The following is a 25,632-nucleotide window of genomic DNA, read 5'->3' on the forward strand; positions in this document are numbered from 1 at the left end:
CAGACTAACGGCGCAGTGCCTCCGGTTTCCCGGCCTCGACGGGCTGGGTCGCGTCGAGGTGCGCCCAGACGATCAACCGGTGGCTGTGGCCCCACTCTGGCTCACAGGTCGTAAGGGTGAGGTAACGCCCCGGCCCCTCGAATCCGGACTTGCGCGGGACCGGATCGATGACCCCGATGTCGCCGGGCAGCGTCTTGTAGGGCTTGTTGTCGATGCGGTACGTGAACCATGTGGTGCCGTCGGTCAGGACCACGGCGTCGTCCGGCCGCAGCTTCGGGAAGTCCTTGAACGGGTCCCCGTACGTGCGGCGATGGCCCGCCACGGAGAAGTTGCCCTTCTGGCCGAGCTGCGCGGTGTCCCCGTAGTGGCCGAGCCCCTTCTTGAGGATGTCGGTCCCGGTGCCCTGGAGCACCGGCTTGTTCCACGTGAAACCAAGCCGCGGGATGTACATGACGGCGAAGGGCTTGCCGTCCTCATAGGGGCCGGGCTTCTTCGGGGACGTCTCGGTCTCGGCCCCGGTCTCGGTGGGCTTGTCGTCCGTGCCCGTGGACACCGAGCCCTGCGACCACTGGTCCTGGAGCTTGTCGATCTGGCTGTCCATGGCGTTGTCGGCCTTCACGCCGGTCCAGAAGAGGACGTACACCACAAAGAGAACAATCAACGTGCCCATCGTGATGCACAGTTCGCTGAACGTCCTGACGAGCACTCGCACCGACACAGGCTCCCCCAGCGGCTTACTCCACGGGCGGCTTACTCCACGGGCTTCGCGTAGTGGAGATCCACTGTGCCCGAGTAGCCGGGAAGAGTCATCGCCCCGTCGTCATCGACTTTCCAGCCGAGGCCGTACGCGTTGACGTACAGCATGTAGTTCTGGATCTCCGGGGACGCGGCGAGCGCCGTCTTGAGCTTCTCCGGGTCGCCGACGGCCGTCACCTTGTACGGCGGCGAGTAGACGCGGCCCTGGAGGATCAGGGTGTTGCCCACGCAGCGGACGGCGCTGGTGGAGATGAGCCGCTGGTCCATGACCTTGATGCCCTCGGCGCCGCCCTGCCAGAGGGCGTTGACCACGGCCTGGAGGTCCTGCTGGTGGATGACCAGGTCGTTCGGCTGGGGCTCGGGGTAGCCGGGGAGCTTGGCGGTGGCGTTCGGCGGGGCGTCGGCGAGGGTGACGGAGACGGCCTCGCCGCTGAGCTTCTTGGTGCCCGCGTTCTTCTCCAGGGCCTTGAGCCGGGCGTCGTCGGCCTTCGTGCCGCCGTTGTCGCGCTCGGCCAGGGACTCGACGTCGTCGCGCAGCGAGCCGTTGGACTCGTCGAGCTTGCCGTTCTTGTGGCTGCGCTCCTCGATCAGGTCGGAGAGCTTCAGGAGAGAGGCGTCGGTGCGGATGTTCGTGCCCTTGGCCGTGTTGAAGCTGGTGAAGAAGATGAGGCCCGCGAGCGCGAAAACGGCGGCCGTGAGCAACCGGACCGGCCGCCATCGAGGACGACGAGCGGGACCTGTGGGGGAGTCGGCGGAATTGCTCAACGTACCCTTATCTCCTTCAGCGCCGCGGAAGCACTACGCTAACGGACGCCCGGGGGAGGGCTCAGCTCCCCGTATCGACAGGAGAGACCCTCGTGCCGAAGTCACGGATCCGCAAGAAGGCCGACGATTACACGCCGCCCGCCAAGAAGGCGACGAACATCAAGCTGACCAGCCGTAGCTGGGTGGCGCCGGTGATGCTCGCGATGTTCCTCATCGGGCTCGCCTGGATCGTCGTCTTCTACGTCACCGACGGCAAGCTGCCGATCGACCCGCTGGGCAACTGGAACATCGTCGTCGGCTTCGGCTTCATCGCCGCGGGGTTCGGCGTCTCCACTCAGTGGAAGTAGCGCCACCCCAGCAGGGCCGTGCGCAAGCCTTGCCCTGAGTTATCCACAGCGCTATCCACATCCCGGCCTCGGCTGGGGAAAAGAAAGACGATCTGTGGATAACCCACTCGGTGTTGACGCCGGTATGACTGGCTGATCGCCATGCAAGCCCTCACAGGCCCCTTGTCCCTCCTGGGGAAACCCAGGTCAGCGACAAGGGGCACTGTTGTTCCCCACGGAATGCACAAGCGTGGGCACACGCTGTGGACAACCCTGGCCATCGGACGACATCGGTGAGCTTCAGACGGACCTTCAGACGAGCTGCGCGGTCCTGATGACCACAGTCGCCAGGACCACGACGAGCACCACCGCACAGGTCCCCCACTGCACGAGCGTCCGCCGCTCGCGAGGCGCGTGCACCATCCCGTACGCGATCGCGACACCGGCGACCAGACCGCCGACGTGCGCCTGCCAGGCGATGCCATCCATGGTGAACGTGAAGAGCATGTTCAGCGCGAGCAGCGCGATGACGGGGCGCATGTCGTAGTTGAGGCGCCGCATCAGGACGGCAGTCGCACCGAGCAGGCCGAAGACCGCCCCGGATGCCCCGAGCGAGGCGTCGCTCGCGTCGACGAGGACGTAGGTGAGCGCGCTGCCGGCCAGGCCGGAGAGCAGATAGAGCGCGAGGTAACGAGCGCGGCCGAGCGCGGCTTCCAGCGGACCGCCGAGCCACCACAGGCCCAGCATGTTGAACCCGATGTGCCAGATCTCCTGGTGCGCGAACATCGATGTGACCAGGCGGTACCACTGGCCTTCGGCGACGCCTTCGGTCGGCTCGTACGGGTAGGGCGGCCATTCACCGATCAAGAAGAGATCGCCGACGAGCCGGTCGTTCGTGCTGATCGCGATGAACACCAGAACGTTTATCGCGATCAGGATCTTGGTGATCAGCCGCGGGTCGGCGGCGATCGAGCCGCCCGCGAGGGTGCGCGGCTGGTTCGCCGCGGGCGCGTGGCCGGTGCACGAGCCCTCACGCACGCACTCGGGGCACTGGAAGCCGACCGAGGCGCTGATCATGCACTCCGGGCAGATGGGGCGCTCGCAGCGCGTGCAGCTGATGCCGGTCGTGCGGTCCGGATGCCGGTAACAGCCCGGCAGTTCCTGTGCGTCCTTAGGCCCCTGCGGGCTGCCTGGTGCCTGGTCCATGGGGTCCCCTCAATGTCCGTACGAAGGCGCGGCTACGCGCGCGCGGCGAACGCACCGCCCCGCCCTTCCATACGGATGGGCGGGGCGGTTTGGTTCCCTCGCGGGGTGCGCCGGTGTCAGGCGGTGCGGGTCTCGATGACGACGGACTCGATGATCACGTCGTTCACCGGACGGTCGGTGCGCGGGTTGGTCTGCGTGGCCGCGATCTCGTCGACGACCTTCTGGCTCGCCGTGTCCTTGACCTCGCCGAAGATCGTGTGCTTGCGCGTGAGCCAGGCGGTCGGGGAGACCGTCACGAAGAACTGGGAGCCGTTGGTGCCCGGCCCGGCGTTGGCCATGGCGAGCAGGTAGGGCTTGTCGAAGGCGAGGTCGGGGTGGAACTCGTCCTCGAACTCGTAGCCGGGGCCGCCCGTGCCGTTGCCCAGCGGGTCGCCGCCCTGGATCATGAAGCCGCTGATGACGCGGTGGAAGACCGTGCCGTCGTAGAGCCGCCCCGCCGTCTTCTTGCCGGTCGCGGGGTGGACCCACTCGCGCTCGCCCTGGGCGAGCTCGACGAAGTTCTTGACCGTCTTGGGCGTGTGGTTGGGGTGCAGCAGCACCTCGATGTCGCCGCGGTTGGTCTTGAGGGTGGCGTAAAGCTGCTCGGCCACGGTCTGCCTTCCGTTGTCTTCTGTTGTCTTCTGTGACGCCCCGATCCTCCCACGGACCGGATTGCGACGAGTAGCCACCGAGTGGGAGCGCGCCGCGACGATCCGTGGCATTGTCGGCGAAGAAACTCTCCTTGTACCGATTTGATCAAATTGATCACACCCGGATGCCCGCCCTCTCATGCCTCGGAGCCATCCAAAAGGCATGATCCTTGAAAGGGTGGAAAGGTGACATACCTATAAGCCACCGAGGAGGAGGATCCCGTGACCCGCATCGACAGCGTGCGCGCCGCGACCGGTTCGGCGAGGGACAGCGTGCGGCATGCCGCGGAGGCGGTGGCCCCCTACGCCGGCACGGCCAAGGACCAGGCCGTCCATTACGCGCACGAAACCCGCGTACGGCTCGCGCCCAAGGTCTCGCAGGCCGCCGAGCAAGCCCGTGTCCAGTACGGCGCTCACGTCGGCCCGCGCATCGAGCAGGCCCGTACGCACGTGCCGCCGAAGGTCGACCAGGCCGCGCACGAAGCAGCCGTCCGCACCCGTAAGGCGGCCAAGCAGACCCGCAAGGCCGCCCAGCAGGCCGCCGACTACTCGAAGCCGCGGATCGAGCACGCCGTGGCGGCGGCTCAGCCCGTCCGTGACGAGGCGGCGTCCCGCGGGGCCGCGGCGCTCGCCGCGCTGCGCGGTGAGGTCTCCCCCAAGGAGATCCAGCGCCTGGCCCGCAAGCACAATCGCCGGGCCCGCGCAGGACGCGCGGCCAAGGGGCTCATCGTCCTGGGCATCCTGGCCGGTGGTGCGGTCGCTGCCTGGAAGTGGTGGGACAAGCAGGCCAACCCGGACTGGCTCGTCGAGCCGCCTGCCGCGACAGAGGTCCCCGACAGCACGCCGCTGACCTCGGTCGACGGCAGCGGTCAGGCCTCCCTCGACCCCGAGGTCCAGGCCAAGCAGGCCGAGTCGGAGGCCGCGGACCAGGACGACCTGCGCTGACCCGGAAGCACAGAGAAACGCCGTAGGGCGGGGTCACCTCAGCTGAGGTGACCCCGCCCTACGGCGTTTCTCTGTGGAGCCTAGGAGATTCGAACCCGAACGAGCGACGCTCTCACCTGCGGTTTTACCAAGTCGTTACGAGTGAATCGGACTTTCCCACCCGTTTCCATCCCGCTACATCCTGCTCGATCCTGCTGCCCAGGCCCTATGTGCCCACCGGTGGGCACCAGCTCAAATATCGTTGCTCCTGCAACTCTGCTGTGCTGAAAACCTACAACCACACGGCCTCTACTCACTCGCAGCCAGTAAGCGAGCAAATGATGTCACTCACCGTCCAGGCGGGCCAACGCATCATCCAACCCGTTGGCCCAGCCAGGTGGCGGCATGTTGTCGAAGTCGTCCCGGTGCTCCAAGACGAGGTGCGCCAGCCTGTGGAAGTCCGCGACCGAGCGTGCGTACAGGTACCAACCACCGCCGTACTGCCGGATGCCGCAGCTCGCGGATTCAGCGAGGCGCGCGATGAGCCGTGCTCTCCCCGCGTCGGGGACGAGCCCCACACGGGGGTACTTCGAGTGGTGTTCACCAGGCACGCCGCCGCGACACGAGTAGAACGTGGCCGTGCCTGCAGCAGAGAGTGCCAAGACGAGGCCGGCAGCCCCGGGATCGTTCCAACGAAACTCTTGCATGAGCTCGGCGTGCCCCACGTCGTCGTGCTCACAGATCGCGTTCATCACCTCCGCGATCCCGTCGGACGCAGTGGACGCGCCAGAACGCGCCAGGATCTCCGCTTCTTCGACGAGGCAGGCTTCGACCTCGCTCCAGGCAGGAAGCCCCATGCACTCGTACCCCTCGTGGTTGGTGAAACCGACCGCAACATCCTCAGCCGTCAAGTCGTCCGTCAGTTCTCCGAGTTCGTAGACGCGACGTACTTCCACCTCGAAGTCTGGAATCATGCGCTCATTCTGTCGGAGGTCATCGGCTGCTGGGACGCAGATGACGCACTCCACGACCCGCTCACTTCGCGGGGCAGTCTTCACCCGCCGCCGGGACCTCGGCGTCGGGCACCCGTGCCAAGCTGACAGGAGGAAAGTCCAGAAAGTCAGGGATCTTGCATCTCCCTCCACTACGATCGCCACTGGGTAGGGGGCTACGCACTAACGATCTACATGACCAGCAGGCGAAGATCCCTCTGTACCCGGTGTGTCCGCCTGCTCGGTGCCACATGGTTCTCCGAAGCAGCCGTACACCGAACTCCATTGTCCGGGGCGGGAAGCAGGCTGAGACCAGAGATGACCTACGACATCGCGCCCCCGGCGCCCGTCGGCATGGTGGCCTCCTTGAGCTCCCTCGGATACTCGCTCCCGGACGCTTTGGCGGACTTGGTCGACAACAGCGTCTCCGCAGAGGCTCGGACTATCGAGATCGACTTCACCTGGGCCGGGCGAAAGTCCTGGATGGCGATCACAGACGATGGCTGCGGCATGTCGAGAGAAGAGCTCATCACCGCCATGACGGTCGCCGCCCGCGGGCCCGCAACGAACAGATCGTCCACCGATCTCGGGCGCTATGGGGTCGGCCTGAAGTCTGCCTCCTTCTCGCAGTGCCGTCTGCTCACGGTGAGCACCGCCACCACCGGTGACTGGATCACCCGCACCTGGGATCTCGACGTCGTCGAGAAGACCGGAGAGTGGAGACTCCTGCACACCCCGACTGTCGAGACCTCGGAGATCCTGGACAGGATCACCGAAAGCCGGAGTAGCGGCACCGTGGTCCTGTGGCAACGACTCTCGGGCTACCAGGCTGTTTCCGAGAAAGATAAGAAGACCCAGCAGCAGTTCTACGACGAGGCCGAGAAGGTCCGCACACATCTCGGTCTCGTGTTCGCGCGCTTCCTCATCGGGTCGTCCCCGCTGACTATGCGGGTCGCAGGTGTCGGAGTCTCGCCCTGGGACCCGTTCCTCACATCCAACCCGTCGCTACGCCGACTGCCGCCGGAGCCCCTGCCCCTCGACGGCCACACGGTTCTGGTGGAACCCTTCGTTCTCCCTGGCTCCCAGCGGTTGACCCCCGATGAGTACGACAACGCTGGCGGCCCCCAGGGTTGGCTGCGGCACCAAGGCTTCTACGTGTACCGGAGGGACCGGCTAATCCTCGCTGGCAGCTGGCTCGGTCTGCGGAGTCTCCGTCGCGAGGAACGGTTCAATCTGGCCCGCGTCTCCGTGGACATCCCTGCCGAGATGGACGCTGAGTGGCGCGTGGACGTGCGGAAGGCCGCGGTCGTCCCGCCTGTGTCCCTGCGACGGCACCTCACCCGGATCGCTCAGATGGTGCGTCGGGAGGCCGCCGAGACAGTGCGGCATCGGGGTCAGATCGCAGCGCGACAACACAGCGGGCCGCTCTCGTTTCCCTGGACCGTCCGGCGTGCTAACGGCAAGGTCAGCTGCAAGATCAACAAGCGCCATCCGCTCGTACAAGCGGTCCTCAAGGACACCGACTCCGACCCGGCTCGCGTCCGAGCTCTCCTCCGTCTTCTAGAGGAGACGGTGCCGGTGCCCGCGCTGCGAGTCCTGCACGAGACGGATACGCCGGACGACCCGGAGCCGTTCGGCGGCCCTGGCCCGGCGGATGCGCAGGCGATCGAGGTCGCCCGGCAGATGTACGAGGCTCTGTTGGCACAGGGAAGATCCGCCGTGGAGGCGAGAGCCCTGATCAGGACGACACAGCCCTTCGACCAGCTTGACGGGTTCTGGAGCAGCTGACGCTCTGTCAGTGGTACCGGATACCGTTCAACTCCCTGCACACTCAGAGCAGATAGCCAGGAGAGACCCGTGAGTACCGTCGATGACGAAGCGTTCGGCCATGCAGTGACGGCAGCACTCATGTTCCTGCCTGGTGACCGTCAGGCCACCCCGGAGGAAGTCGAAACCGCCACGAACATGGCCATGAGCGTCGTCAGCCTGCAGGGGATGACGGTCGACCGCGCACGGTTGGCGAAGGAACTCGAGGCAAAGACGAACGTCTACCAAGAGGACTCGGCAGCCCTGCACAACTCCGAGGGTCACGTCCCCTGGCTGGCGGATGCCAAGAACGACCGCGACTGGGCCTTCTGGGATCGGTACAACCGGTATCTGAAGACCGTCGTCGGTATGCCTCCTCAGGTGGTGCGGTCGCTGGACCGGAGCACCGAGGAGGTACTCGGCGAACTCGAGGACCCCCGTCGCCCTGGACGATGGAGGCGGACGGGCCTGGTGATCGGCCAGGTCCAGTCGGGCAAGACCGGACAGTACATCGGGCTCGCCACGAAGGCCGCGGACGCCGGCTACAGACTGATCGTCGTCTTCGCGGGCATCCACAACGACCTCCGCAGCCAGACCCAGCTCCGCATCGACGAAGGACTCCTCGGGTTCGACACGCAGTACCAGCTCCGCTCCGACCAGGAAGGCGCCAACCGGAAGATCGGCGTGGGGGCCATGTCCCACGTGGAGCAGTTGCCAGTGGCATCACTGACCAACAGCGCAGAGAAGGGCGACTTCGACAGGCGGACCGCTTCGAAGGCCAACCTCCCCATCGCCAGCTTCCCCGTCGTGCTCGTCGTGAAGAAGCACCGCCGGATCATCGACTACCTCCGGACCTGGATCACGGAAGTCCACGGCGAGGAGGATCCTCAGTCGGGCCGAAAGATCGTCCGGGAAATCCCTCTGTTCGTGATCGACGACGAGGCCGACAACGCGTCCATCAACACCGCGGACCCCGACTCCGAACCTACGAAGATCAACGAGGCCATCCGGAAGCTGGTAAACAGCTTCGACAAGGCCTCGTACGTCGGATATACGGCCACGCCGTTCGCGAACATCTATGTCGACTCGGATGCCGACCACGACATCCTCGGCGAGGACCTGTTCCCCCACAGCTTCATCCGCGCCCTGCGTGCTCCTTCCAACTACCTCGGCCCGGAGCGCCTCTTCGGCCTACGGGTGCACGACGAGGAGGAGGACGACATCGACCCGCTGCCGCTGGTCGAGCACGTGACGGACACCGCGTCGTGGGTTCCCGACAAACACAAGTCGAGTTGGGTCCCGAGTGGAGACCTTCCCCCCTCACTCCGGCAGGCGATCCACTCGTTCGTCCTCACCTGCGCTGCGCGCCGTGCCCGCAGGCAGGTGAACAAGCACAACTCCATGCTGGTTCATGTCACGCGGTTCACCGCGGTCCAAGGGCACGTACGCGACCAGGTGGACGACTACGTACGGTTCCTCTCGGAGAGTCTCCGTGACCGGTACGGCAGCGCCTCCGCAAGCTGTCTCGCCGAGCTCCGCACACTCTGGGAGGAGAACTTCGTCCCGACCACCGCCTACTTCCCCACCGACGAAGCCGAACGACTCACCTGGGACACAGTCGCCGAGGAGATCCTCCCGGCGCTCCTCAAGTTCCGCGTCAAGGCGATCAACGGCGCTGCGAAGGACGTTCTCGACTACTACGAGAACCGTCACAAGGGCCTGTCGGTCATCGCCATCGGTGGTGAAAAGCTCTCGCGCGGGTTGACCCTCGAAGGGCTCTCGGTCAGCTACTACCTGCGTGCTTCGAAGACGTACGACACCCTGCTCCAGATGGGCCGATGGTTCGGATATCGGCCGGGCTACGAGGACCTCTGCCGCCTCTACACGACTCCGACCCTCGAGTCCGCCTACGCGGAAATCACCGCGGCGACCGACGAACTGCGCCGGGACGTCGAGGAGATGTCCGTGCTCGGACTGACGCCCCGGGAGTTCGGCCTCAAGGTCCGGACCTCCTCCCTCGGGCTTGCGATCACCGCCGCCAACAAGATGAGGCAGGGGACGCGCGTACGCCTCAGCTACTCGGGCGAGCTTCCCGAGACCACAATTTTCAACCTCGACGACGGAACACCGCAGAAGAACCTGGACGCCCTCCGGTCCTTCGCGGAGACTTTGACTGGCCTCTCGGCACCCGATGTCGATTCGAACAGCGGCAGCCTCACGTGGAAGCACGTCCCGCCGGAGATCATCGCCGCCAGCTTCTTCGACACCTATCAGACGGCAAAAGAAGCACACCGTGTGCGGCCGAAGTTCATCGCTGACTACGTCCGGAAGTGCGCTGCGCACGGTGAACTGACCGACTGGACAGTGCGAGTTGTCGGCGTGAACTCACGACCGCTCGCCGGCTTCGTCGACCTCGCTGGTTACTCCGTGGCACTGGTCACCCGTCAGGAGTCCGGGCGCAAGACTTCCGGCCGCTACACGATCAAGCGCGTTCTGAGTCCCAGGGACGAGAGCATCGATCTCGACAAGGGCCAAAGTGCACTGGCTCTCGCGGCTACGAAGAAGGCAGCGGAGGGCTCGAAGAAGCGCGACGGTTCACCCCGCAACCCCACGACTGCGACCGGTACGCCGCTCCGCTTCCAGCGGCGCCCTGACCAGCCCCTGCTGCTCATCTACCCCCTCGCACCGCCGAAGAGCACCGACGCCACCGACCCAGCCCCGCTCGTCGGATTCGCGGTGAGCTTCCCGTTCTCGGAGCGCCAGATCAAGACCGAGTACGTCGTCAACGACGTCTGGTGGAAGCAGGGGGCCGACTTGGACATCGAAGAGGACGAGGACGACGAGTGATCGACGAGAGCATCTGGCGCGAGCTGGAGACCCCCCAGCCCGGAGCAGGACGTTCCGTCCGACGCCTGTTCCCCGAGTCGCCTCACGACATCCATCTGTCGGTGACCCACCCGGGGCACCGCCGGATGCTGTTGCTGCGCGCCGATGCCAGGGCCGCTGACCGTGTCCGGCGCCTCCTCGTCGATCTGCCCCAGGCCAGTGGCCTGAGCCTGTCACTCAGTTCGATCTCTCCTCGGGAGTTCGAACTCCAGGTGTCGCTGACAGCCGACGACCTCCGCGAGGTCTTCTCTCCGTTGGTTGAGGACATCGCGGAGGTCGTGCGGGATACGGACTCGGGCGAGACGGCGCTCGAGGCGGCGGTGCGGCGATTCCTCCACTGGCAGCAGCTCATGCGGACCGTGAGCCGGGACGGGCTGGGGAGCGAGGGCCGACGGGGACTGTTCGGCGAGCTGTACTTCCTGCGCGAGTACGTGCTGCCCGCGATACCCCACACCGCCGCGGTGTCCGCATGGACAGGGCCCGAGGGAACGGCCCAGGACTTCCAGCTCACTCACGCGGGAGTCGAGATCAAGACGACGACCGTGAAGAGCCCCAGCACCGTACGCATCTCGAACGAACGGCAGCTCGACGACACCGGAGTCGAGGCCCTGCTGTTGGCCCAGATCTCGGTGGACGAGAGGCGAGGTGGTTCCGGCGAGAGCCTGAACACGATGGTCGACAGCGTCAGGAGCGAGATCGACAACCCACTCGCACGGGCACGGCTGGACGCGCAACTGATCCGAGCAGGGTACTTCCCTAATCAGCGAGACTTCTACGACGAGCCTCGGTTCACTCTCCGGCGCGCGGACCTGTGGAAGGTGGCCGACGGTTTCCCCCGCATCGTGGAGTCGGATCTCGCTCAGGGAGTCGGAAACTGCATCTACGACATCAGCGTCTCAGCGCTTGAGCAGCACCGTGTATCGACCGCCGAGGTCGCCGAACTGATCAGAGGTACCGATGGCTGAGCTGGCCCTTCACGACTACGTCCGCACGCTCATGAACGACATACAGTCGCTAGCGGAGAACGAGGGCGCCTCCATCCCGAAGACGTTCACTCGACGTGTGTTGGAGCAGCTCGAGGAGGCGGGCGTGGTCTCCAACTCCCACGTCGCTTACCACCAAGAACACGGTGTTGTCGTGTATGGCTTCGGCGTGAGCGAAGATCGCTCGACTCTTGACCTGTACACCACCGAGTACGACCTCGCCCAGGGACAGCCCGGAGCTGACAAGCTCACCAAGGGCGACACCGCCAAGGCGTACCGTCGGCTACTCGCTTTCCTCCGTAAGTGCGGCACCATCCGCAACAATCACCCCGAGACGACAGAGGTACATGAGCTCTGCGAGGGCGTCGAGAAAGCCCTCGCCGACGCCGTCAAGATCCGGCTGTTCCTTTTCAGTAACCAGGTGAGCACAGCAGGCGCTCTCCCGGAACCGACGGACTTGAACGGCGTACCCGTTATCCACGAGCTCTGGGATCTCACACGGCTCCATCGCCACGAGACCTCGGGATCCCTCAGTGAACCCATCGTGGTGGATTTCGATCCCCCGCTTCCCTGCCTGTCGGCAGAGAGTACTGAGCCCGACCACTCGGTGACTCTCGCCGTACTGCCGGGAGCACTGCTTGCCCAGCTTTACGACGACCATCGAGCGCGGCTACTAGAACTTAACGTCCGGGCCTTCCTCCAGATCCGCACCGGCGTCAACCGCAAAATCCGCGAGACGTTGTTGAAGCGGCCGGAGCGCTTCCTGGCGTACAACAACGGGATCACCGCCACGGCATCAGAGGCGGAATTCGTGCTGGATGCAAATGGCAACTGCGTCGCTATCCGACAGCTGACCGGGCTCCAGATCGTGAATGGCGGTCAGACGACCGCCACGCTGCACCACGTCATGAAGCGGGACAAGAAGGACCTCTCTGAGGTCAGAGTGCAGATGAAGCTGTCCCTGGTCGCTCCTGAACATCTCGAGGAGATCGTCCCCCGGATCTCGGAGTACTCCAACACGCAGAACAAGGTGACGCTAGTCGACTTCAGCTCCAACCATCGGTTCCACGTGGACTTCGAGCGAGTCAGCCGGGCCCTGTGGGCACCAGCCACAGACGAGTCCGGCCAGGAGACTCGTTGGTTCTACGAACGGGCTCGGGGCCAGTACGCGCAAGAGGAGGCAAAGCACGTCACCGTACCGGCCAGACGGAAGTTCCGGGCTCTTCATCCCACAAGGCAACGGTTCAGCAAGGCTGACCTCGCCAAGTACGTGAACTCATGGAACGAGCTTCCGCACCTTGTGAGCCGTGGCGCCCAGAAGAACTTCAACGAGTTCATGGAACGCACGAAGAGAGAGCCGCCCGTAGTCGACATCTCCTTCTGCAAGCGGGTGATCGCCATGGGGCTGCTTTTCAAGGCTGTGGACGCGGTGGCGAAGGAGCACGAAGCCGGCAGTCACAAGGCTCTCGTCACCGCCTACACCATGGCCCGGTTGTGCTCGGCGACGGAAAAGCGGATCGACCTCGACCGAATCTGGCGTGAGCAGGGTGTCTCCCCAGCGCTCGTGGCCGCAGTTCACGACCTGTGTCCCCTTGTGATGGAGAGAGTGATCGCGCCGGGCAAGCACGTGACGGAGTGGGCGAAGAGCAGCACCTGCTGGGAGGACGTCTCCCGCCTCAAGTGGGACATCCCCGAGGAACTCAGCACCGAACTACTGGCGCAGCCAGTCGAGTTCACGGAAGACACGTCAGAGGCCGAAGAACAGCGGTTGGCCGACGTCCGAGCCATCGGTGCCGAGGAGTGGGAAGCGCTCGGCGAGTGGGCACGTCAGACCCGAAACCTCGAGCCCTCCGAACGGCAGCTCGCGACCGTGATCGCCACCAGGCTACGGACCGGTGGCGACATCACGGCCACCCAAGCCGCTCAAGTTCTGTCAGTGCACGAGACTGCTATCGGAATCGGGTTCAGTCCTGCCGTGATCTGAGAAGCAGCGGTCAGGGTTGCTGAGTGTCGGCCTTGAGTGACGGCATCACAGCGCTCCGGCACCTGACCGCGTCCTCAGCCCGCTGGGGGATAATCCGATCGCCTCCGTCACTGAACGCAAGGATTCCGGCCCGGCGGGCAGGCTCGCCTCTGCGAGGAAGGTTCACGGCAGCTCAACCCTGCCATGGGTGTCGAGGCGCACAGCACGGCTGATACTCGGATCACGAGAGGGGGGATGGCTCTCCTGCCCTACTCCTCCACGAAGGATGGTCACGGGCAACGGCCGGGAGAACACGCAAAGTTCCAGTTGGGCAGGAATGGGTTAGTGCCGACAGCTTGGCCGACGGGTGCGTAGCACCAGACCCGAGTATCGCTCCTTCAGGCAGTGCATCGGCAAGGGCTGCTCTTCCGGATCCACACAAGGTTCCCCTCGCTGCACCACCAACTTCGTACCGCCACGCCCCCTGGGGCGCGGGTCTTCGTCGGCGGATGCTTCTAATATCGCTACCGCGAAAACGAGACGAACCGGGTCCCGGACCCGCGCGACACCGACGCAGTGACGGCAACGGGGCGGTCGATTGTCCGAGCCTGGTAGTGCGACGTGCGCTCAGCTGGGATATGACCCTGCGCTTCGGATCACCGCGGAGTGCGCGCGCCGGTTCTCCTGATCTCTCGCGGTCAGTGCGCCGTGCTCACACCAGCTTCACCTGCGTGGTGAAAGAGGTCTTCCCCTTCCGGCTTCCCTGCACAGTGCTTCCGCAGGGGGCACTGTGCGCAGTAGGGGTTTCTCGCGGTGCACAGTGTGCTCCCGATGACACGCAGCGCGGCCATCCGTAGGGGGCCGTCACTTGCACCCACCACTCGGACGAGATTGACCCTTCCATCGCTCAGTCTGTTAGTGCGATCGGCGTCACTGTTGTTGAGTCTCGCAGCGACTCGGATTGCTCCCTGCGTGACCAGAAGAAGATCTTGGTCCCCAACGAGAAGGCTGTACAAACGCTCCTCTGCGGGGCGCAGCCCGATACGCTCCGGAACCGCGTGGCTTTTCGACGGCTGCCACGCGTACCGGTCGCCGACGAGGGGAAGCAGGCGTGCGATCTTCGCAGCCACCCCAGGGGTGGGGGCTTTCTTAATCAGTGCCCCGTACAACCGCTGCGTGACCGCCTTGCGTCCCCGTGTGAGTTCCATAAGCTCTCGAAGCTGCATGGGCTTCATCTTTGAGCCCGAAAGGACGGCCATGACGGCGGCCTGCGTCGACAGCATCTCGTCACCTGGGAACTGGTACCACTCCTCGCCCTTTCGCGCCTTGTCTGCCCACGCCGTCAGGTCGTCTCGGACGACGCGCCAGTGCGGCTGAAGCCCGCCTTGAGGCGCCCGCACACCAGCGACAGGCAGAACCGCCATGGCCGCTTCCTTGCCCAGGAGTGGAGGAACGGCGTTGCCAATCTGCCGGAAGGCGTCGCTCCGCGTTCCGGCGAAGCGGAATCGATCCGGAAACGTCTGAACCCGAGCTGCCTCCCGCACGGTGAGTGTCCGAGGCTCCCGGGGGTGGATGTACCAGTAGCCGTCCTTGGCGATATGCGCCGTGATCGAACGACTACGGTCCTGCCAGTCCAACCTCTTGTACTTATCCGTGAAGTTGTCCGCTCTGTAGCGTCGCAGCTTCTTGGGGATATCCGAGTACAGCGTGCTCGAGTCCATGTGGTAGGAGAAGATCTCCCAATCGTCCGGCCGAACCCGGCGCGTCATGTGGTCATATACCACCTTAGGGTCAGCACCCCTACGCATCTGAGCGGCGAACTCGGACAACTCCTGCCCATCCTGGTAAGGAAGCGTGCGTGCGCCGACCCTCTCCCGCGCAATGACGTCGAGTCCTGGAAGGTCCCCGATAGCATCACGGAGCGAGACGTGCTTGTCCCTCTTCGGACTCCAGTCGAACCTCTCGACATCGTTCCGGGCGAGAAGGATGAGCCGCTTCCTGTGCTGGGGCACCCCGTAGTGCCACGCATCGACCAGCCGCACCTGCGTGGCGTATCCGAGGGTCTCCAGCTTCTCCTCGATGATGCGGACAACTGCGAAATCGTCCCCCAACCCCATGTCCGGGACATTCTCCATCAGCACTGCGCGCGGACGTACGCGGGTGACCACGTCCAGGTACGCCTGCCACAGCTCCTTTCGGCGATCACGTGGGTCCCGCTTGTGGTTGAGCACGAGATCCCGGATCTTGCTGCGGCCAGCTCGGCTGAAAGGCTGACAAGGTGGGCCGCCAGCGATCAGATCAATTTTGGCATTCGTCAGTAGACCGACAAGTCGATCACGTTCGCCCGGATCCCCAAGATCCATACGGAGGCTGAGGCCGGGAAAGTTACCGGCATGCGTCTCAAGTGCCCGTTCATCGAAGTCCACAGCGGTGGCTACGGTCCAGCCAGCCTGCTCGACCCCAGAGCTCAGGCCACCTGCACCAGAGAACAGGTCCACTGCGAGTCGGTCAGACGCATGTCTCTCCAGCCAAGCAGGAAACTCCTCCTCCGTGCAGCTTTCCGGATGGCGAGTCAGCTGGAGGTAGTCCGACCTCTCCAGGGGAACCTCGTACTTCCCCTTCTCCACAGCAGAACCCTCCGTACGCATGACATGAACGAGCACCAGGACAACATGATCGCGCCTCCGGAAGCAACCATTCCGGCAGACTGAAGCCAACCCTCGTGCATCTGTTTGTCGCAGCACCCGTGAGGAGAGAGCAGAGACGGCTGGCGGCGCTGACGCTTCTCCCGCACCGCTCATCGCGTCAATGCGCTCCAGTGACCTCAATCTTAGGGGACACCACTGTCACTGATGAAGTTCCCCCGCTGATCTGCAGCCTCAGTCCTGTCAGCGCCTTTTAGCTCTCATGGACGGGTCTTCCCGGAGGGGAAAATACGCAGCCGGGGCGCCGATGCTCTTAGCCCGACGCTCGCTCATGATTCGTTCAGAGCCCGGCGCTGACATCCGACCGTAGCGGCCTACCGCGTCTTCGACTGCCGCGGAGCCATGCAAGTCTGCCGCCCCTCCGAGGTTGGCCCAAGACCCTCTACTCGCTTGGCAGACAGCACCAGAGAAGTGGGCCCTGGCCGCTCAGTGCACTCATCACGCACCACCCCTCCACCAGCACGCCACGACCCAGGCCTAGGAGATCACCGGGAGAGGGAAGGGCATGCAATCCCCTTGAGAGGTACGGGCTCCCCCAGGGCCGGTGGGCACCGATGTGCCCACTGATGGGCACAAAAAACGCCCCCTGAAACTGCGTTTCCGCAGGTCAGAGGGCATTTATCGCGTGGAGCCTAGGAGATTCGAACTCCTGACATCTGCCTTGCAAAGGCAGCGCTCTACCAACTGAGCTAAGGCCCCGAAAACGGCGCACCCAGCCGGAAGAATCCCGCTCCGGTGGGCAACGCAGACCAGAGTACCGGGTCACCCCCCAGATCTCGCAAAAGGATTGGGGGTCCCGGTGAACGACCACGCTCCGTAAGATGCTCGGCGTGGTTCGCGGCAGCGAACCACGGTTTTTTGGGGAAGCGATGGGGAGACGCAATGGACGCCGCACAGCAAGAGACGACCGCGAGAGCACGAGAGCTCCAGCGGAACTGGTACGGGGAGCCGCTGGGGGCGCTCTTCCGCCGTCTCATCGATGATCTGGGCCTCAACCAGGCACGCCTCGCCGGCGTCCTCGGTCTGTCCGCGCCCATGCTGTCCCAGCTGATGAGCGGGCAGCGCGCCAAGATCGGCAACCCCGCGGTCGTCCAGCGCGTCCAGCTCCTCCAGGAGCTGGCGGGCCAGGTCGCCGACGGCAGCGTGAGCGCCGCCGAGGCCACCGACCGCATGGACGAGATCAAGAAGTCCCAGGGCGGCTCCGTCCTGACCAACACCTCGCAGTCGACGACGAGTTCGGGTGCGCCCACAGTGAAGCGTGTGGTGCGCGAGATCCAGTCACTGCTGCGCTCCGTCGCCGCGGCGGGCGACATCATCGATGCCGCGGACTCCCTCGCACCGACCCACCCGGAACTGGCAGAGTTCCTCCGGGTATACGGCGCCGGACGCACCGCGGACGCGGTCGCCCACTACGAGGCGCACCAGAACTGAGCCGTCGGCCGGGCCACCGGGCGGCCCGGAGGGGGAGCAATGCGCGACCATGGGTGAGGTCTTCGCCGGCCGCTACGAACTGGTCGACCCGGTCGGACGCGGGGGAGTCGGAGCGGTCTGGCGCGCCTGGGACCACCGGCGGCGCCGCTATGTGGCCGCCAAGGTCCTGCAACAGAGCGACGCGCACGCGCTGTTGCGCTTCGTGCGGGAGCAGGCGCTCCGGATCGACCACCCCCATGTGCTCGCGCCCGCCAGCTGGGCCGCCGACGACGACAAGGTCCTTTTCACCATGGCCCTGGTCGCCGGCGGCTCGCTGGCCCATGTGATCGGTGACTACGGCGCGCTGCCGCCCCGCCTGGTCTGCACGCTCCTGGACCAGCTGCTCTCCGGTCTCGCGGCGGTGCATGCCGAGGGGGTCGTGCACCGTGACATCAAGCCCGCCAACATCCTGCTGGAGGCCACCGGCACCGCGCGTCCGCATCTGCGGCTCTCCGACTTCGGCATCTCGATGCGGATGGGCGAGCCGCGGCTGACCGAGACCAACTATGTGGTGGGGACGCCCGGTTACTTCGCGCCGGAGCAAATGATGGGTGCCGAGCCGGACTTCACCGCCGACCTCTTCGCCGTCGGCCTGGTGGCCCTCTATCTGCTGCAGGGCGCCAAGCCGGACGCCAAGGCCCTGATCGAGCACTTCGCCGCGCACGGCACTCCTGGGGCGCCGAAGGGCGTGCCGGAGCCGCTGTGGCAGGTCGTCGCCACGCTTCTCCAGCCGGACCCGCTCGCGCGGTTCCGCACCGCCACGGGCGCGCGCAAGGCGTTGAACTCGGCCGCCGAGCTGCTGCCCGAGCCGGGGCCCGACGACGAGATCGTCGAGATCTTCGACCAACTGGGCCCGCTCCCGCGAGGGTTCGGCCCCGACGGGCCCCTCACGACCCCACCACCGCCGGACTTCGCTCCCCCCTCTGTTCCGGTTCCGCCGCCCTCCGTTCCGCCCCCGCCGCTCTCCGCGCCGCAGACGGGGAGCTTCCCCCTGGCCCAGCCACCGCAGGCCCAGCCACCGCAGGCCACGCCGCCGCAGGCCACGCCGCCGTCGGGTCAGCCGGTGCAGCAGGCCACGCCGCCCCCGCTTCCCGCTCAGTCCCCGCATGTCCCCTCCCCCCAACAGGTGCCGATCCAGACGGCGTCGGCTCAGGTGCCCGTACCGGGAGCTGTGCCGGTACCAGCCCCCGTACAGGTCCCGGCCCCGACACCGGCCCAAGCCCAGGCCCCCATGCCCCTCGCACCCCACGAACCCTCACAGTCCGTGACACCGTCAGCGCATCACGTAGCCGCCCCTACTTATCCATACACCGCTCACGCCCCGCAGGTTCCACTCCAAAGCCGACCAGTTCCGCAGCGCCACCGGCAGAAACGACCGGGACCGCCCCCGAAGGTGGCGATCCCGATGCTGCTGGCCGCGCTGGCGTGCTTCGCGGTGGGCATCTGGGCGCTGACCCAGACCTGAGACCAAGGCCTGAGACTCAGCACTGAGACCCGGCCCTGAGCCACTACGGCTACCAAGCCGGTGGCGGCCCGTACGGCGACCCCGACCCGGACCCCGAAGCCGACCCCGACCCCGAAGCCGCCGCACGCCTCCGCCCGATCAGCGTCCACACCCCCAGGACCATCAGCAGCAAGGTCCCCGCGCCGAACCCCCCGGCGGCGACCAGCCTCATGCCGTCCGCATGGCCGCTCCCCTCACCGCCACCGCCCCCGCTCTCACCCCCGGCAGACGTATCGCCGCGCACCGCGGCGTCCTTGTCCTGACCGGTGACGCCGAACTCGTCCGAGGGGCGCGCCGTCCCGACGTACGCGGGCCCCGCCTTCGCGGCCCCGTCGACGTTCACCCGCAGGGTCAGACCCAGCGGCTCCTTGCCGAACTGCCGGGCGACCTTCGGATTGAGGTGGACCGAGAGGTAGTACCACCCGGCGAACCGCGTCCCGGCCACACCGTCGACCGGGGAGTAGCGGTTCTCGTACGCAACGGGGGCCAGCGGTTCCAGCGTGGTCGACTTCTGCTGGCCGTCGTAGGCCGTCTCGGCGTCGTCGATGCGCGCGCGTACCGGGTTGGACAGCGACATGACGAGCGCCGACGTGACGTACTCGTCCCTGCCCCCGCTCGCGCTGCCCAGCTCGGCACTGGCGGAGATCTGCTGTCCCCAGTCGACCGGCACGCGGTAGAAGAGTGTCCGGCCGGGCTCGATCCGGTCGCCCCAGACGCCTGGCCGCAGCGCCCGTGCGTCGTTGAAGCCCGTGCCGCCCCTGCGTTCCTTGCGCGCATCGGTGGGAGGCGTGGGCGAGGCGGAGTTCCACGACTCCGGCGGCGTCGTGGGGACGCTCTTCGCCACCCCCGGCTCCGAGACGACGCGCAGCTCCGTGTCCCAGGTCTCCGTGCTGGAGCCGGGATCGCTGTTCCGCTCGACCACTACGTAGTACGTGCCGGCCACCTTGCACCGGTTCTCGGCGGGGCCGACCTCCCGTACCGCCCAGGCGGTGATGGGCCGCGGGCTCTGCGCCGTACCGAATCGCGCGTCTCCGGAGTTGCAGTTGTTGCCGTTCGCGTCCTGCAAGGACACCTCGAGACCGTCCCCGTAGACGACCTTGGCGTCGAGTCCGGGAACGGCGGTGGCCGAGACGTACACGGTCTCTCTGGCGTCGAGCTGCACCTGGTAGTAGAGCTTCCCGCCGCGTGCGAGGGAGCTCTTGTACGTCGCCCCGGGCGTGAGTCTCGCACTGCCCATGCTGTTCTTCGCGCCCTCGACCGGCACAGCGCGGTCGGCGAAGACGTACGGGCTCGGCGTGCCCGCCGCGGCCTGTCCCGGCAGCGTCGTCACCACGCACAGCGCCGCTCCCGCCGCCAGCGTCACCCGGCCCCTGCGTGTCACCCCGCCTCTGCGCAGCCGCCCCATCACGTGCCACCCCTCCCCGAGTGCCCAGCCGTCCCGGCCACACATGCCCGCGCGGAGGCGCGACAACCTTTGCTCACGCAAGGCGATGGCTTGCGTGAGCAAAGGTGGGCGGCCGGAGAGATCCGGACAGCACAAGGCCCCGGCCGCAGAAGCGACCGGGGCCTTGTAAAGAGACTGTTGTCGGTACTCACGAACCCGTGGGCACGGAGTCAGTCGCCTCCGTCCACAGATCCTGCTCGGCGCGATCCGCCTGGATCTGGCGGTACACGAGGAGTCCGCCGATGGCGGCCAGTGCGACCAGGAGAAGCTTCTTCACCGCGCGACCTCGTCTTTCTTGACGTAAGGGACCTCTGAAGCCCGACTATACACACCGACCGATACCGATCGGTGACCTGGATCCACCCCAACTACCGCCCCGAACACAGCAGTCGAATCGGGTTCCGCCACTCCTTGGCGCCTCACGGCCCGACGTGACGTTCGCCGCTCTCGACCTCATCCGGACCCCTCCCAGGCCCCTCAAGGGCCCTTTACGGCCATCCGGGTGGTGTTCATCTGAACATCGACGCGCCACGAGCGTCGGTCCCCCACTCTCGGCTCCACATACACATCATGAGGAAAGTACGCAAATCGCCCAACCCGAAAGTGAGACGCCATGACCGGCACCAAGGCCATGAAGCTGTGGACCACGCTCATCACCGCCTTCCTCGCACTCTTCGCCACACTGGGATTCACGACGACGGCAACGGCGGCCACGCCGGTACAGCAGGCCACGGAAACGTGCAAGAGCGCGCCGACCATGACGGCACCACTCGCGGCCTACTGGGCAGCAGCGTACGAACGGTCCTTGCCGCCCACGATGAAGCAGCGCATCCGTGCCGAGGCCCACGGGTCATCCCCCAGCTGCCGCCATCTCCCCACGGACGACACGGAGACGGCCGTTGAGGCCGAGGCCCATCCGGGCGGGCTCGCCGCAGAACCGTAATCACGGCCCCGGCCGGCCCGGCCCTGGCCCCAGGGGCCCCACAGACACAACGAAGACCCCCAGCCGATACGGGCTCGGGGGTCTTCTGCGTCAGGAGCGCGGCTACGCGGTCTGCAACGTGAACTCACCCACCGTGCGCCACGATCCTGGGGCGTCATTCCCGGCGATCAACCGGACGCGGTCGATTCGAGCCCTGATCGGCACCTTCGCCTCCAACTCCCCGGCTGCCTGCCGCATGGCGGCCAGATCCGCCAGGTGCGCACTCCCGACGGTCAGGTGCGGCGTCGGGTCTGGATGCGCGCCCCGGTAGGGCGGGCACTCGGGAAACCGGCGCACCACGGCTTCGGTGAGCGCACGGAACGGGGCATCGGGCTCCGGCGCGAGCCACATGACGTCCTGTCCGAACCATGCGACCCGAGAGAACGTGCAGGCGAAGGCAGGCACCGTCGCCAAGCACGCTCGCACGCCGTCGATCACCGTCTTGGTGATGCGCTCAGGCGTGAGGAACGGATAGAGGACCGTGACGTGCGCCGGAACGGGCCAGGATGCCGTGTGATCCAGGACGCGCCGGAAGGGCCCCACCACCGCCTCCGCCTCCCGCACGGGAGCGACGAGTGCCGTCCTGGCCCCGCCCGCGAGTCTGCTCATCGACTGATGTCACCCATGGATGCCAAAGACCCCCAGCCACGAATGACTGGGGGTCTTTTGTCTGGTGGGGCTAACAGGATTTGAACCTGTGGCCTCATCCTTATCAGGGATGCGCTCTAACCAACTGAGCTATAGCCCCGCCGCGCTACGGTGTGTCCCGCGCGCTGACCTCTGAAGATTAGCGCACGTGCGGGCCAGTCCCAAAATCGATACCTCCGCGGAGGACGGACCGGCGCAGCGGCAGGACTATTCGTCCTCGGCCAGCGTCAGCTCGACGCCGCCCACGAAGCCCGCGGAGAGGTTGTAGATGAACGCGCCGAGCGTCGCGAGCGCCGTGGCGAGGACCACGTCGATGACCGCGATGATCGTCGTGAACATCAGGACGCGCGGCAGCGACAGGAAGGACTGCAGGTCGAAGCCGTTGGACTCGTTCGAGCCCGTCGCCTCGGAGATCGTGCCGCCCACCGTCGAGAAGACGCCCATGGCGTCCATGACCATCCACAGCACGGCGGCCGCGATGATCGTGCAGATGCCGAGTGCGATGGAGAGCAGGAAGCTGACCTTCATCACCGACCACGGATCGGCCTTGGCCACCCGCAGCCGCGCCTTGCGCGTACGAGGCGTCGTGCGCGCCCCGGTCCGCGGCCTGCGCACGGCACCCGTCTGGGACTCCTGCTGGTAGGCCTGCGGCGGGTGGTACATCTGACCCCCCTGCTGGCCCTGCTGAGGCTGACGCTCCCCGGGCAGCGCACCTGAGGCGCCCTGGGACCCCTGTGCTCCCTGGGACCCCTGGGTCCCTTGAGCACCGGCCGCGTAGGACCCGTCGTACTGCGCTGACTGAGCCGGCTGCGGCCCTCGGGTGTCGGTCACGGTTCCCCCCTGGGATCCACGAGACTCATGCGAGTCGGGAGAATCAGTGGCGGAGCCACGGACACCGTCTGTACCGGCTGGGCCGGTTCCACTTGCTCCGGCGCCCGTGGCTCCACTCACGATGACTCTCTCCTCGCGCTACTCGGCCGTGGACTCCGTGCCCTCGTCCGTACCGACGGCCGGCTCGCCGTCAGCGGTCTCGTCGACGACGATGTCGCCGTCGACTTCCTCCGCCTCGCGCCCGGCCTCGGCGTTACGAGCGATACCGACCACGGCATCGCGCTTGCCCAGGTTGATCAGTTGGACGCCCATGGTGTCACGGCCCGTCTCCCTGACCTCGTTGACTCGCGTACGAATCACACCGCCGCCCAGGGTGATGGCGAGGATCTCGTCGGTCTCCTCCGTCACCAGGGCACCCACGAGTTCGCCGCGGTCCTCCACGATCTTGGCGGCCTTGATGCCGAGGCCACCACGACCCTGGACGCGGTACTCGTCGACGTTGGTCCGCTTCGCGTACCCACCGTCGGTTGCGGTGAAGACGAAAGTACCCGGCCTGACGACATTCATCGAGAGCAGTTCGTCGCCACCGCGGAAACTCATTCCCTTCACGCCCGATGTCGCGCGGCCCATGGGACGCAGCGCATCGTCCGTTGCGGTGAACCTGATCGACTGCGCCTTCTTGCTGATAAGGAGCAGATCGTCCTCGGACGAGACGAGCTCGGCGCCGATCAGCTCGTCGTCCGAACCGTCGTCCGTCTCGCGGAGGTTGATGGCGATGACGCCACCGGCGCGAGGCGAGTCGTAATCCTTGAGCGGGGTCTTCTTGACCAGGCCGCCCTTGGTGGCGAGCACCAGGTAGGGCACCGCTTCGTAGTCACGGATCGCGAGGATCTCGGCGATCTTCTCGTCCGGCTGGAAGGCGAGCAGGTTCGCGACGTGCTGGCCGCGGGCATCGCGTCCGGCGTCGGGAAGTTCGTACGCCTTCGCGCGATAGACCCGGCCCTTGTTGGTGAAGAACAGCAGCCAGTGGTGGGTCGTCGACACGAAGAAGTGGTCGACGATGTCGTCTTCCTTGAGCTTCGTGCCGCGGACGCCCTTGCCGCCGCGCTTCTGCGAGCGGTAATCGACCGTCTTCGTACGCTTGACGTAACCGCCGCGCGTGATCGTGACGACGATGTCGTCCTCGGCGATCAGGTCCTCCATGGACATGTCGCCGTCGAAGGGCACGAGCGCCGAGCGACGGTCCTCGCCGAACTTGTCGACGATCGCCGCGAGCTCCTCGCTGATGATCTGGCGCTGCCGCTCGGGCGAGGCCAGGATCGCGTTGTACTCGTTGATCTTCGCCTGCAGTTCGTCGTGCTCGGCGACGATCTTCTGGCGCTCCAGGGCGGCCAGGCGGCGCAGCTGCATCTCGAGGATCGCGTTGGCCTGGATCTCGTCGATCGAGAGCAGGCCCATCAGGCCCTCACGCGCGACGTCGACCGTCTGGCTGGCGCGGATGAGTGCGATGACCTCGTCGATCGCGTCCAGGGCCTTCAGCAGGCCGCGCAGGATGTGGGCCCGCTCCTCGGCCTTGCGCAGCCTGTACTTCGTACGCCGGACGATGACCTCGATCTGGTGCGTCACCCAGTGGCGGATGAACGCGTCCAGGGAGAGGGTGCGCGGCACACCGTCGACCAGGGCCAGCATGTTGGCGCTGAAGTTCGACTGCAGGTCGGTGTGCTTGTAGAGGTTGTTCAGGACGACCTTGGCGACCGCGTCCCGCTTCAGGACGACGACGAGGCGCTGGCCCGTGCGGGACGACGTCTCGTCGCGGACGTCGGCGATGCCGCCGACCTTGCCGTCCTTGACCAGGTCGGCGATCTTCTGCGCGAGGTTGTCGGGGTTGGTCTGGTAGGGGAGCTCGGTGACCACCAGGCACTGGCGGTTCTGGATCTCCTCGACCGCGACGACCGCGCGCATCGTGATGGAGCCACGGCCCGTGCGGTACGCCTCCTCGATGCCCTTGCGGCCCACTACTAGTGCGCCGGTGGGGAAATCGGGGCCCTTGATGCGCTCGATGAGGGCGTCGAGCAGCTCCTCGTGCGAGGCCTCCGGGTGCTCCAGCGCCCACTGCGCGCCCGCCGCGACCTCGCGGAGGTTGTGCGGCGGGATGTTGGTGGCCATGCCGACCGCGATGCCCGCCGAGCCGTTGATCAGCAGGTTCGGGAAGCGCGCCGGCAGGACCGTCGGCTCCTGGTTGCGGCCGTCGTAGTTGTCCGTGAAGTCGACGGTCTCCTCGTCGATGTCACGGACCATCTCCATGGCCAGCGGCGCCATCTTGCACTCGGTGTACCGCATGGCGGCCGCCGGGTCGTTGCCCGGAGAGCCGAAGTTGCCGTTGGAGTCCACCAGGGGCATCCGCATCGACCACGGCTGGGCCAGGCGGACCAGGGCGTCGTAGATGGAGGAGTCGCCGTGCGGGTGGTAGGTGCCCATGACGTCGCCGACGACGCGGGCGCACTTGTAGAAGCCCTTCTCGGGGCGGTATCCGCCGTCGTACATCGCGTACAGGACGCGGCGGTGGACGGGCTTGAGACCGTCCCGCACGTCGGGCAGCGCACGCGACACGATGACGGACATCGCGTAGTCGAGGTACGAGCGCTGCATCTCCGTCTCGAGCCCGACGGGCTCGACACGCATGCCCACGCCGGGAACGGCGGGCTCCTCTTCGGGCATCACAGGGGTGTTCTCGTCGGCCATTGCTGGTCAA

At 66.2% G+C, this 25,632-nt stretch carries 20 protein-coding genes and 2 tRNA genes; 9 read left to right on the forward strand and 13 right to left on the reverse strand.

Annotation, left to right across the window (positions count from 1 at the left end; all coding sequences use genetic code 11):
* Positions 1-4: 4 nt before the first annotated feature.
* Complete coding sequence (locus M4V62_RS21465) at positions 5-712, reverse strand: class E sortase (RefSeq protein WP_249588874.1); 708 nt, start codon at positions 710-712, stop codon at positions 5-7.
* A 38-nt stretch (positions 713-750) separates the two neighbouring features.
* Positions 751-1,521, reverse strand: a complete 771-nt coding sequence (locus M4V62_RS21470; RefSeq protein ID WP_249588875.1) for a DUF881 domain-containing protein — start codon at positions 1,519-1,521, stop codon at positions 751-753.
* A 92-nt stretch (positions 1,522-1,613) separates the two neighbouring features.
* Here M4V62_RS21470 and crgA point away from each other — a divergent pair, with 92 nt between their 5' ends.
* Complete coding sequence (gene crgA / locus M4V62_RS21475; protein WP_160506128.1) at positions 1,614-1,868, forward strand: cell division protein CrgA; 255 nt, start codon at positions 1,614-1,616, stop codon at positions 1,866-1,868.
* A 291-nt stretch (positions 1,869-2,159) separates the two neighbouring features.
* Here the strand turns inward: crgA and M4V62_RS21480 are convergent, their stop codons facing one another.
* Both M4V62_RS21480 and M4V62_RS21485 read right to left on the reverse strand, forming a co-directional pair.
* Positions 2,160-3,053: a rhomboid family intramembrane serine protease gene (locus M4V62_RS21480; RefSeq protein WP_249588876.1), complete on the reverse strand. Its 894-nt coding sequence runs from the start codon at positions 3,051-3,053 to the stop codon at positions 2,160-2,162.
* A gap of 116 nt (positions 3,054-3,169) precedes the next feature.
* Positions 3,170-3,703, reverse strand: coding sequence for a peptidylprolyl isomerase (locus tag M4V62_RS21485; RefSeq protein WP_249588877.1), 534 nt, complete (start codon positions 3,701-3,703; stop codon positions 3,170-3,172).
* A 261-nt stretch (positions 3,704-3,964) separates the two neighbouring features.
* Between M4V62_RS21485 and M4V62_RS21490 the strand changes: the two genes are divergently transcribed.
* Positions 3,965-4,687, forward strand: coding sequence for a DUF5324 family protein (locus M4V62_RS21490; RefSeq protein ID WP_249588878.1), 723 nt, complete (start codon positions 3,965-3,967; stop codon positions 4,685-4,687).
* Positions 4,688-5,010: 323 nt separating this feature from the next.
* Here the strand turns inward: M4V62_RS21490 and M4V62_RS21495 are convergent, their stop codons facing one another.
* On the reverse strand, positions 5,011-5,640 hold the full coding sequence (locus M4V62_RS21495; protein WP_249588879.1) for a hypothetical protein: 630 nt from the start codon (positions 5,638-5,640) through the stop codon (positions 5,011-5,013).
* Between the two features lie 336 nt (positions 5,641-5,976).
* Here M4V62_RS21495 and M4V62_RS21500 point away from each other — a divergent pair, with 336 nt between their 5' ends.
* From M4V62_RS21500 to M4V62_RS21515, 4 genes are all read left to right on the forward strand, one after another.
* Positions 5,977-7,446 (forward strand): ATP-binding protein, encoded by a 1,470-nt coding sequence (locus M4V62_RS21500; RefSeq protein ID WP_249588880.1) that lies wholly within the window; start codon positions 5,977-5,979, stop codon positions 7,444-7,446.
* A gap of 69 nt (positions 7,447-7,515) precedes the next feature.
* Positions 7,516-10,311: a Z1 domain-containing protein gene (locus M4V62_RS21505; RefSeq protein ID WP_249588881.1), complete on the forward strand. Its 2,796-nt coding sequence runs from the start codon at positions 7,516-7,518 to the stop codon at positions 10,309-10,311.
* Entirely contained in the window at positions 10,308-11,315 is a 1,008-nt protein-coding gene (locus M4V62_RS21510; protein ID WP_249588882.1) for a PD-(D/E)XK motif protein, read from the forward strand. The genes M4V62_RS21505 and M4V62_RS21510 overlap by 4 nt, the downstream gene beginning before the upstream one ends.
* Entirely contained in the window at positions 11,308-13,317 is a 2,010-nt protein-coding gene (locus M4V62_RS21515) for an AIPR family protein (RefSeq protein WP_249588883.1), read from the forward strand. Before M4V62_RS21510 ends, M4V62_RS21515 begins: the two co-directional genes overlap by 8 nt.
* A gap of 677 nt (positions 13,318-13,994) precedes the next feature.
* On the opposite strand, the gene M4V62_RS21520 is transcribed toward M4V62_RS21515, so the two are convergent.
* Together M4V62_RS21520 and M4V62_RS21525 are read right to left on the reverse strand one after the other, a co-directional pair.
* Positions 13,995-15,923 (reverse strand): DNA cytosine methyltransferase, encoded by a 1,929-nt coding sequence (locus tag M4V62_RS21520; protein WP_249588884.1) that lies wholly within the window; start codon positions 15,921-15,923, stop codon positions 13,995-13,997.
* Positions 15,924-16,627: 704 nt separating this feature from the next.
* Positions 16,628-16,700 (reverse strand) — tRNA-Ala (locus tag M4V62_RS21525).
* A 183-nt stretch (positions 16,701-16,883) separates the two neighbouring features.
* Here M4V62_RS21525 and M4V62_RS21530 point away from each other — a divergent pair.
* The gene (locus M4V62_RS21530; protein ID WP_160506124.1) at positions 16,884-17,432 is read left to right on the forward strand and encodes a helix-turn-helix domain-containing protein; all 549 of its coding nucleotides are present in this window, start codon (positions 16,884-16,886) and stop codon (positions 17,430-17,432) included.
* Positions 17,433-17,481: 49 nt separating this feature from the next.
* Positions 17,482-18,936, forward strand: a complete 1,455-nt coding sequence (locus tag M4V62_RS21535; RefSeq protein ID WP_249588885.1) for a serine/threonine-protein kinase — start codon at positions 17,482-17,484, stop codon at positions 18,934-18,936.
* 49 nt (positions 18,937-18,985) lie between these two features.
* On the opposite strand, the gene M4V62_RS21540 is transcribed toward M4V62_RS21535, so the two are convergent.
* Entirely contained in the window at positions 18,986-20,356 is a 1,371-nt protein-coding gene (locus tag M4V62_RS21540) for a hypothetical protein (RefSeq protein ID WP_249588886.1), read from the reverse strand.
* 211 nt (positions 20,357-20,567) lie between these two features.
* Positions 20,568-20,696: a DLW-39 family protein gene (locus M4V62_RS21545; RefSeq protein ID WP_003999697.1), complete on the reverse strand. Its 129-nt coding sequence runs from the start codon at positions 20,694-20,696 to the stop codon at positions 20,568-20,570.
* A gap of 336 nt (positions 20,697-21,032) precedes the next feature.
* On the opposite strand from M4V62_RS21545, the gene M4V62_RS21550 reads away from it, so the two are divergent.
* Entirely contained in the window at positions 21,033-21,362 is a 330-nt protein-coding gene (locus M4V62_RS21550) for a DUF6344 domain-containing protein (RefSeq protein WP_249588887.1), read from the forward strand.
* 102 nt (positions 21,363-21,464) lie between these two features.
* On the opposite strand, the gene M4V62_RS21555 is transcribed toward M4V62_RS21550, so the two are convergent.
* The 4 genes from M4V62_RS21555 to gyrA all read right to left on the reverse strand — a co-directional run bounded on the left by M4V62_RS21555 (position 21,465) and on the right by gyrA (position 25,622).
* Positions 21,465-22,010, reverse strand: coding sequence for a 2'-5' RNA ligase family protein (locus M4V62_RS21555; RefSeq protein WP_249588888.1), 546 nt, complete (start codon positions 22,008-22,010; stop codon positions 21,465-21,467).
* Positions 22,011-22,072: 62 nt separating this feature from the next.
* Positions 22,073-22,149 (reverse strand) — tRNA-Ile (locus M4V62_RS21560).
* A 107-nt stretch (positions 22,150-22,256) separates the two neighbouring features.
* Positions 22,257-23,000 carry a DUF3566 domain-containing protein gene (locus M4V62_RS21565; protein ID WP_249588889.1) on the reverse strand — a complete coding sequence of 248 codons (744 nt, stop codon included), beginning with the start codon at positions 22,998-23,000 and terminating at the stop codon, positions 22,257-22,259.
* Between the two features lie 18 nt (positions 23,001-23,018).
* A complete protein-coding gene (gene gyrA / locus M4V62_RS21570) occupies positions 23,019-25,622 on the reverse strand; it encodes a DNA gyrase subunit A (RefSeq protein ID WP_249588890.1) in 2,604 nt (867 codons plus the stop codon).
* Between the last annotated feature and the right edge of the window lie 10 nt (positions 25,623-25,632).

It is taken from the genome of Streptomyces durmitorensis (assembly GCF_023498005.1).
Classification (GTDB): Bacteria; Actinomycetota; Actinomycetes; order Streptomycetales; family Streptomycetaceae; genus Streptomyces; species Streptomyces durmitorensis.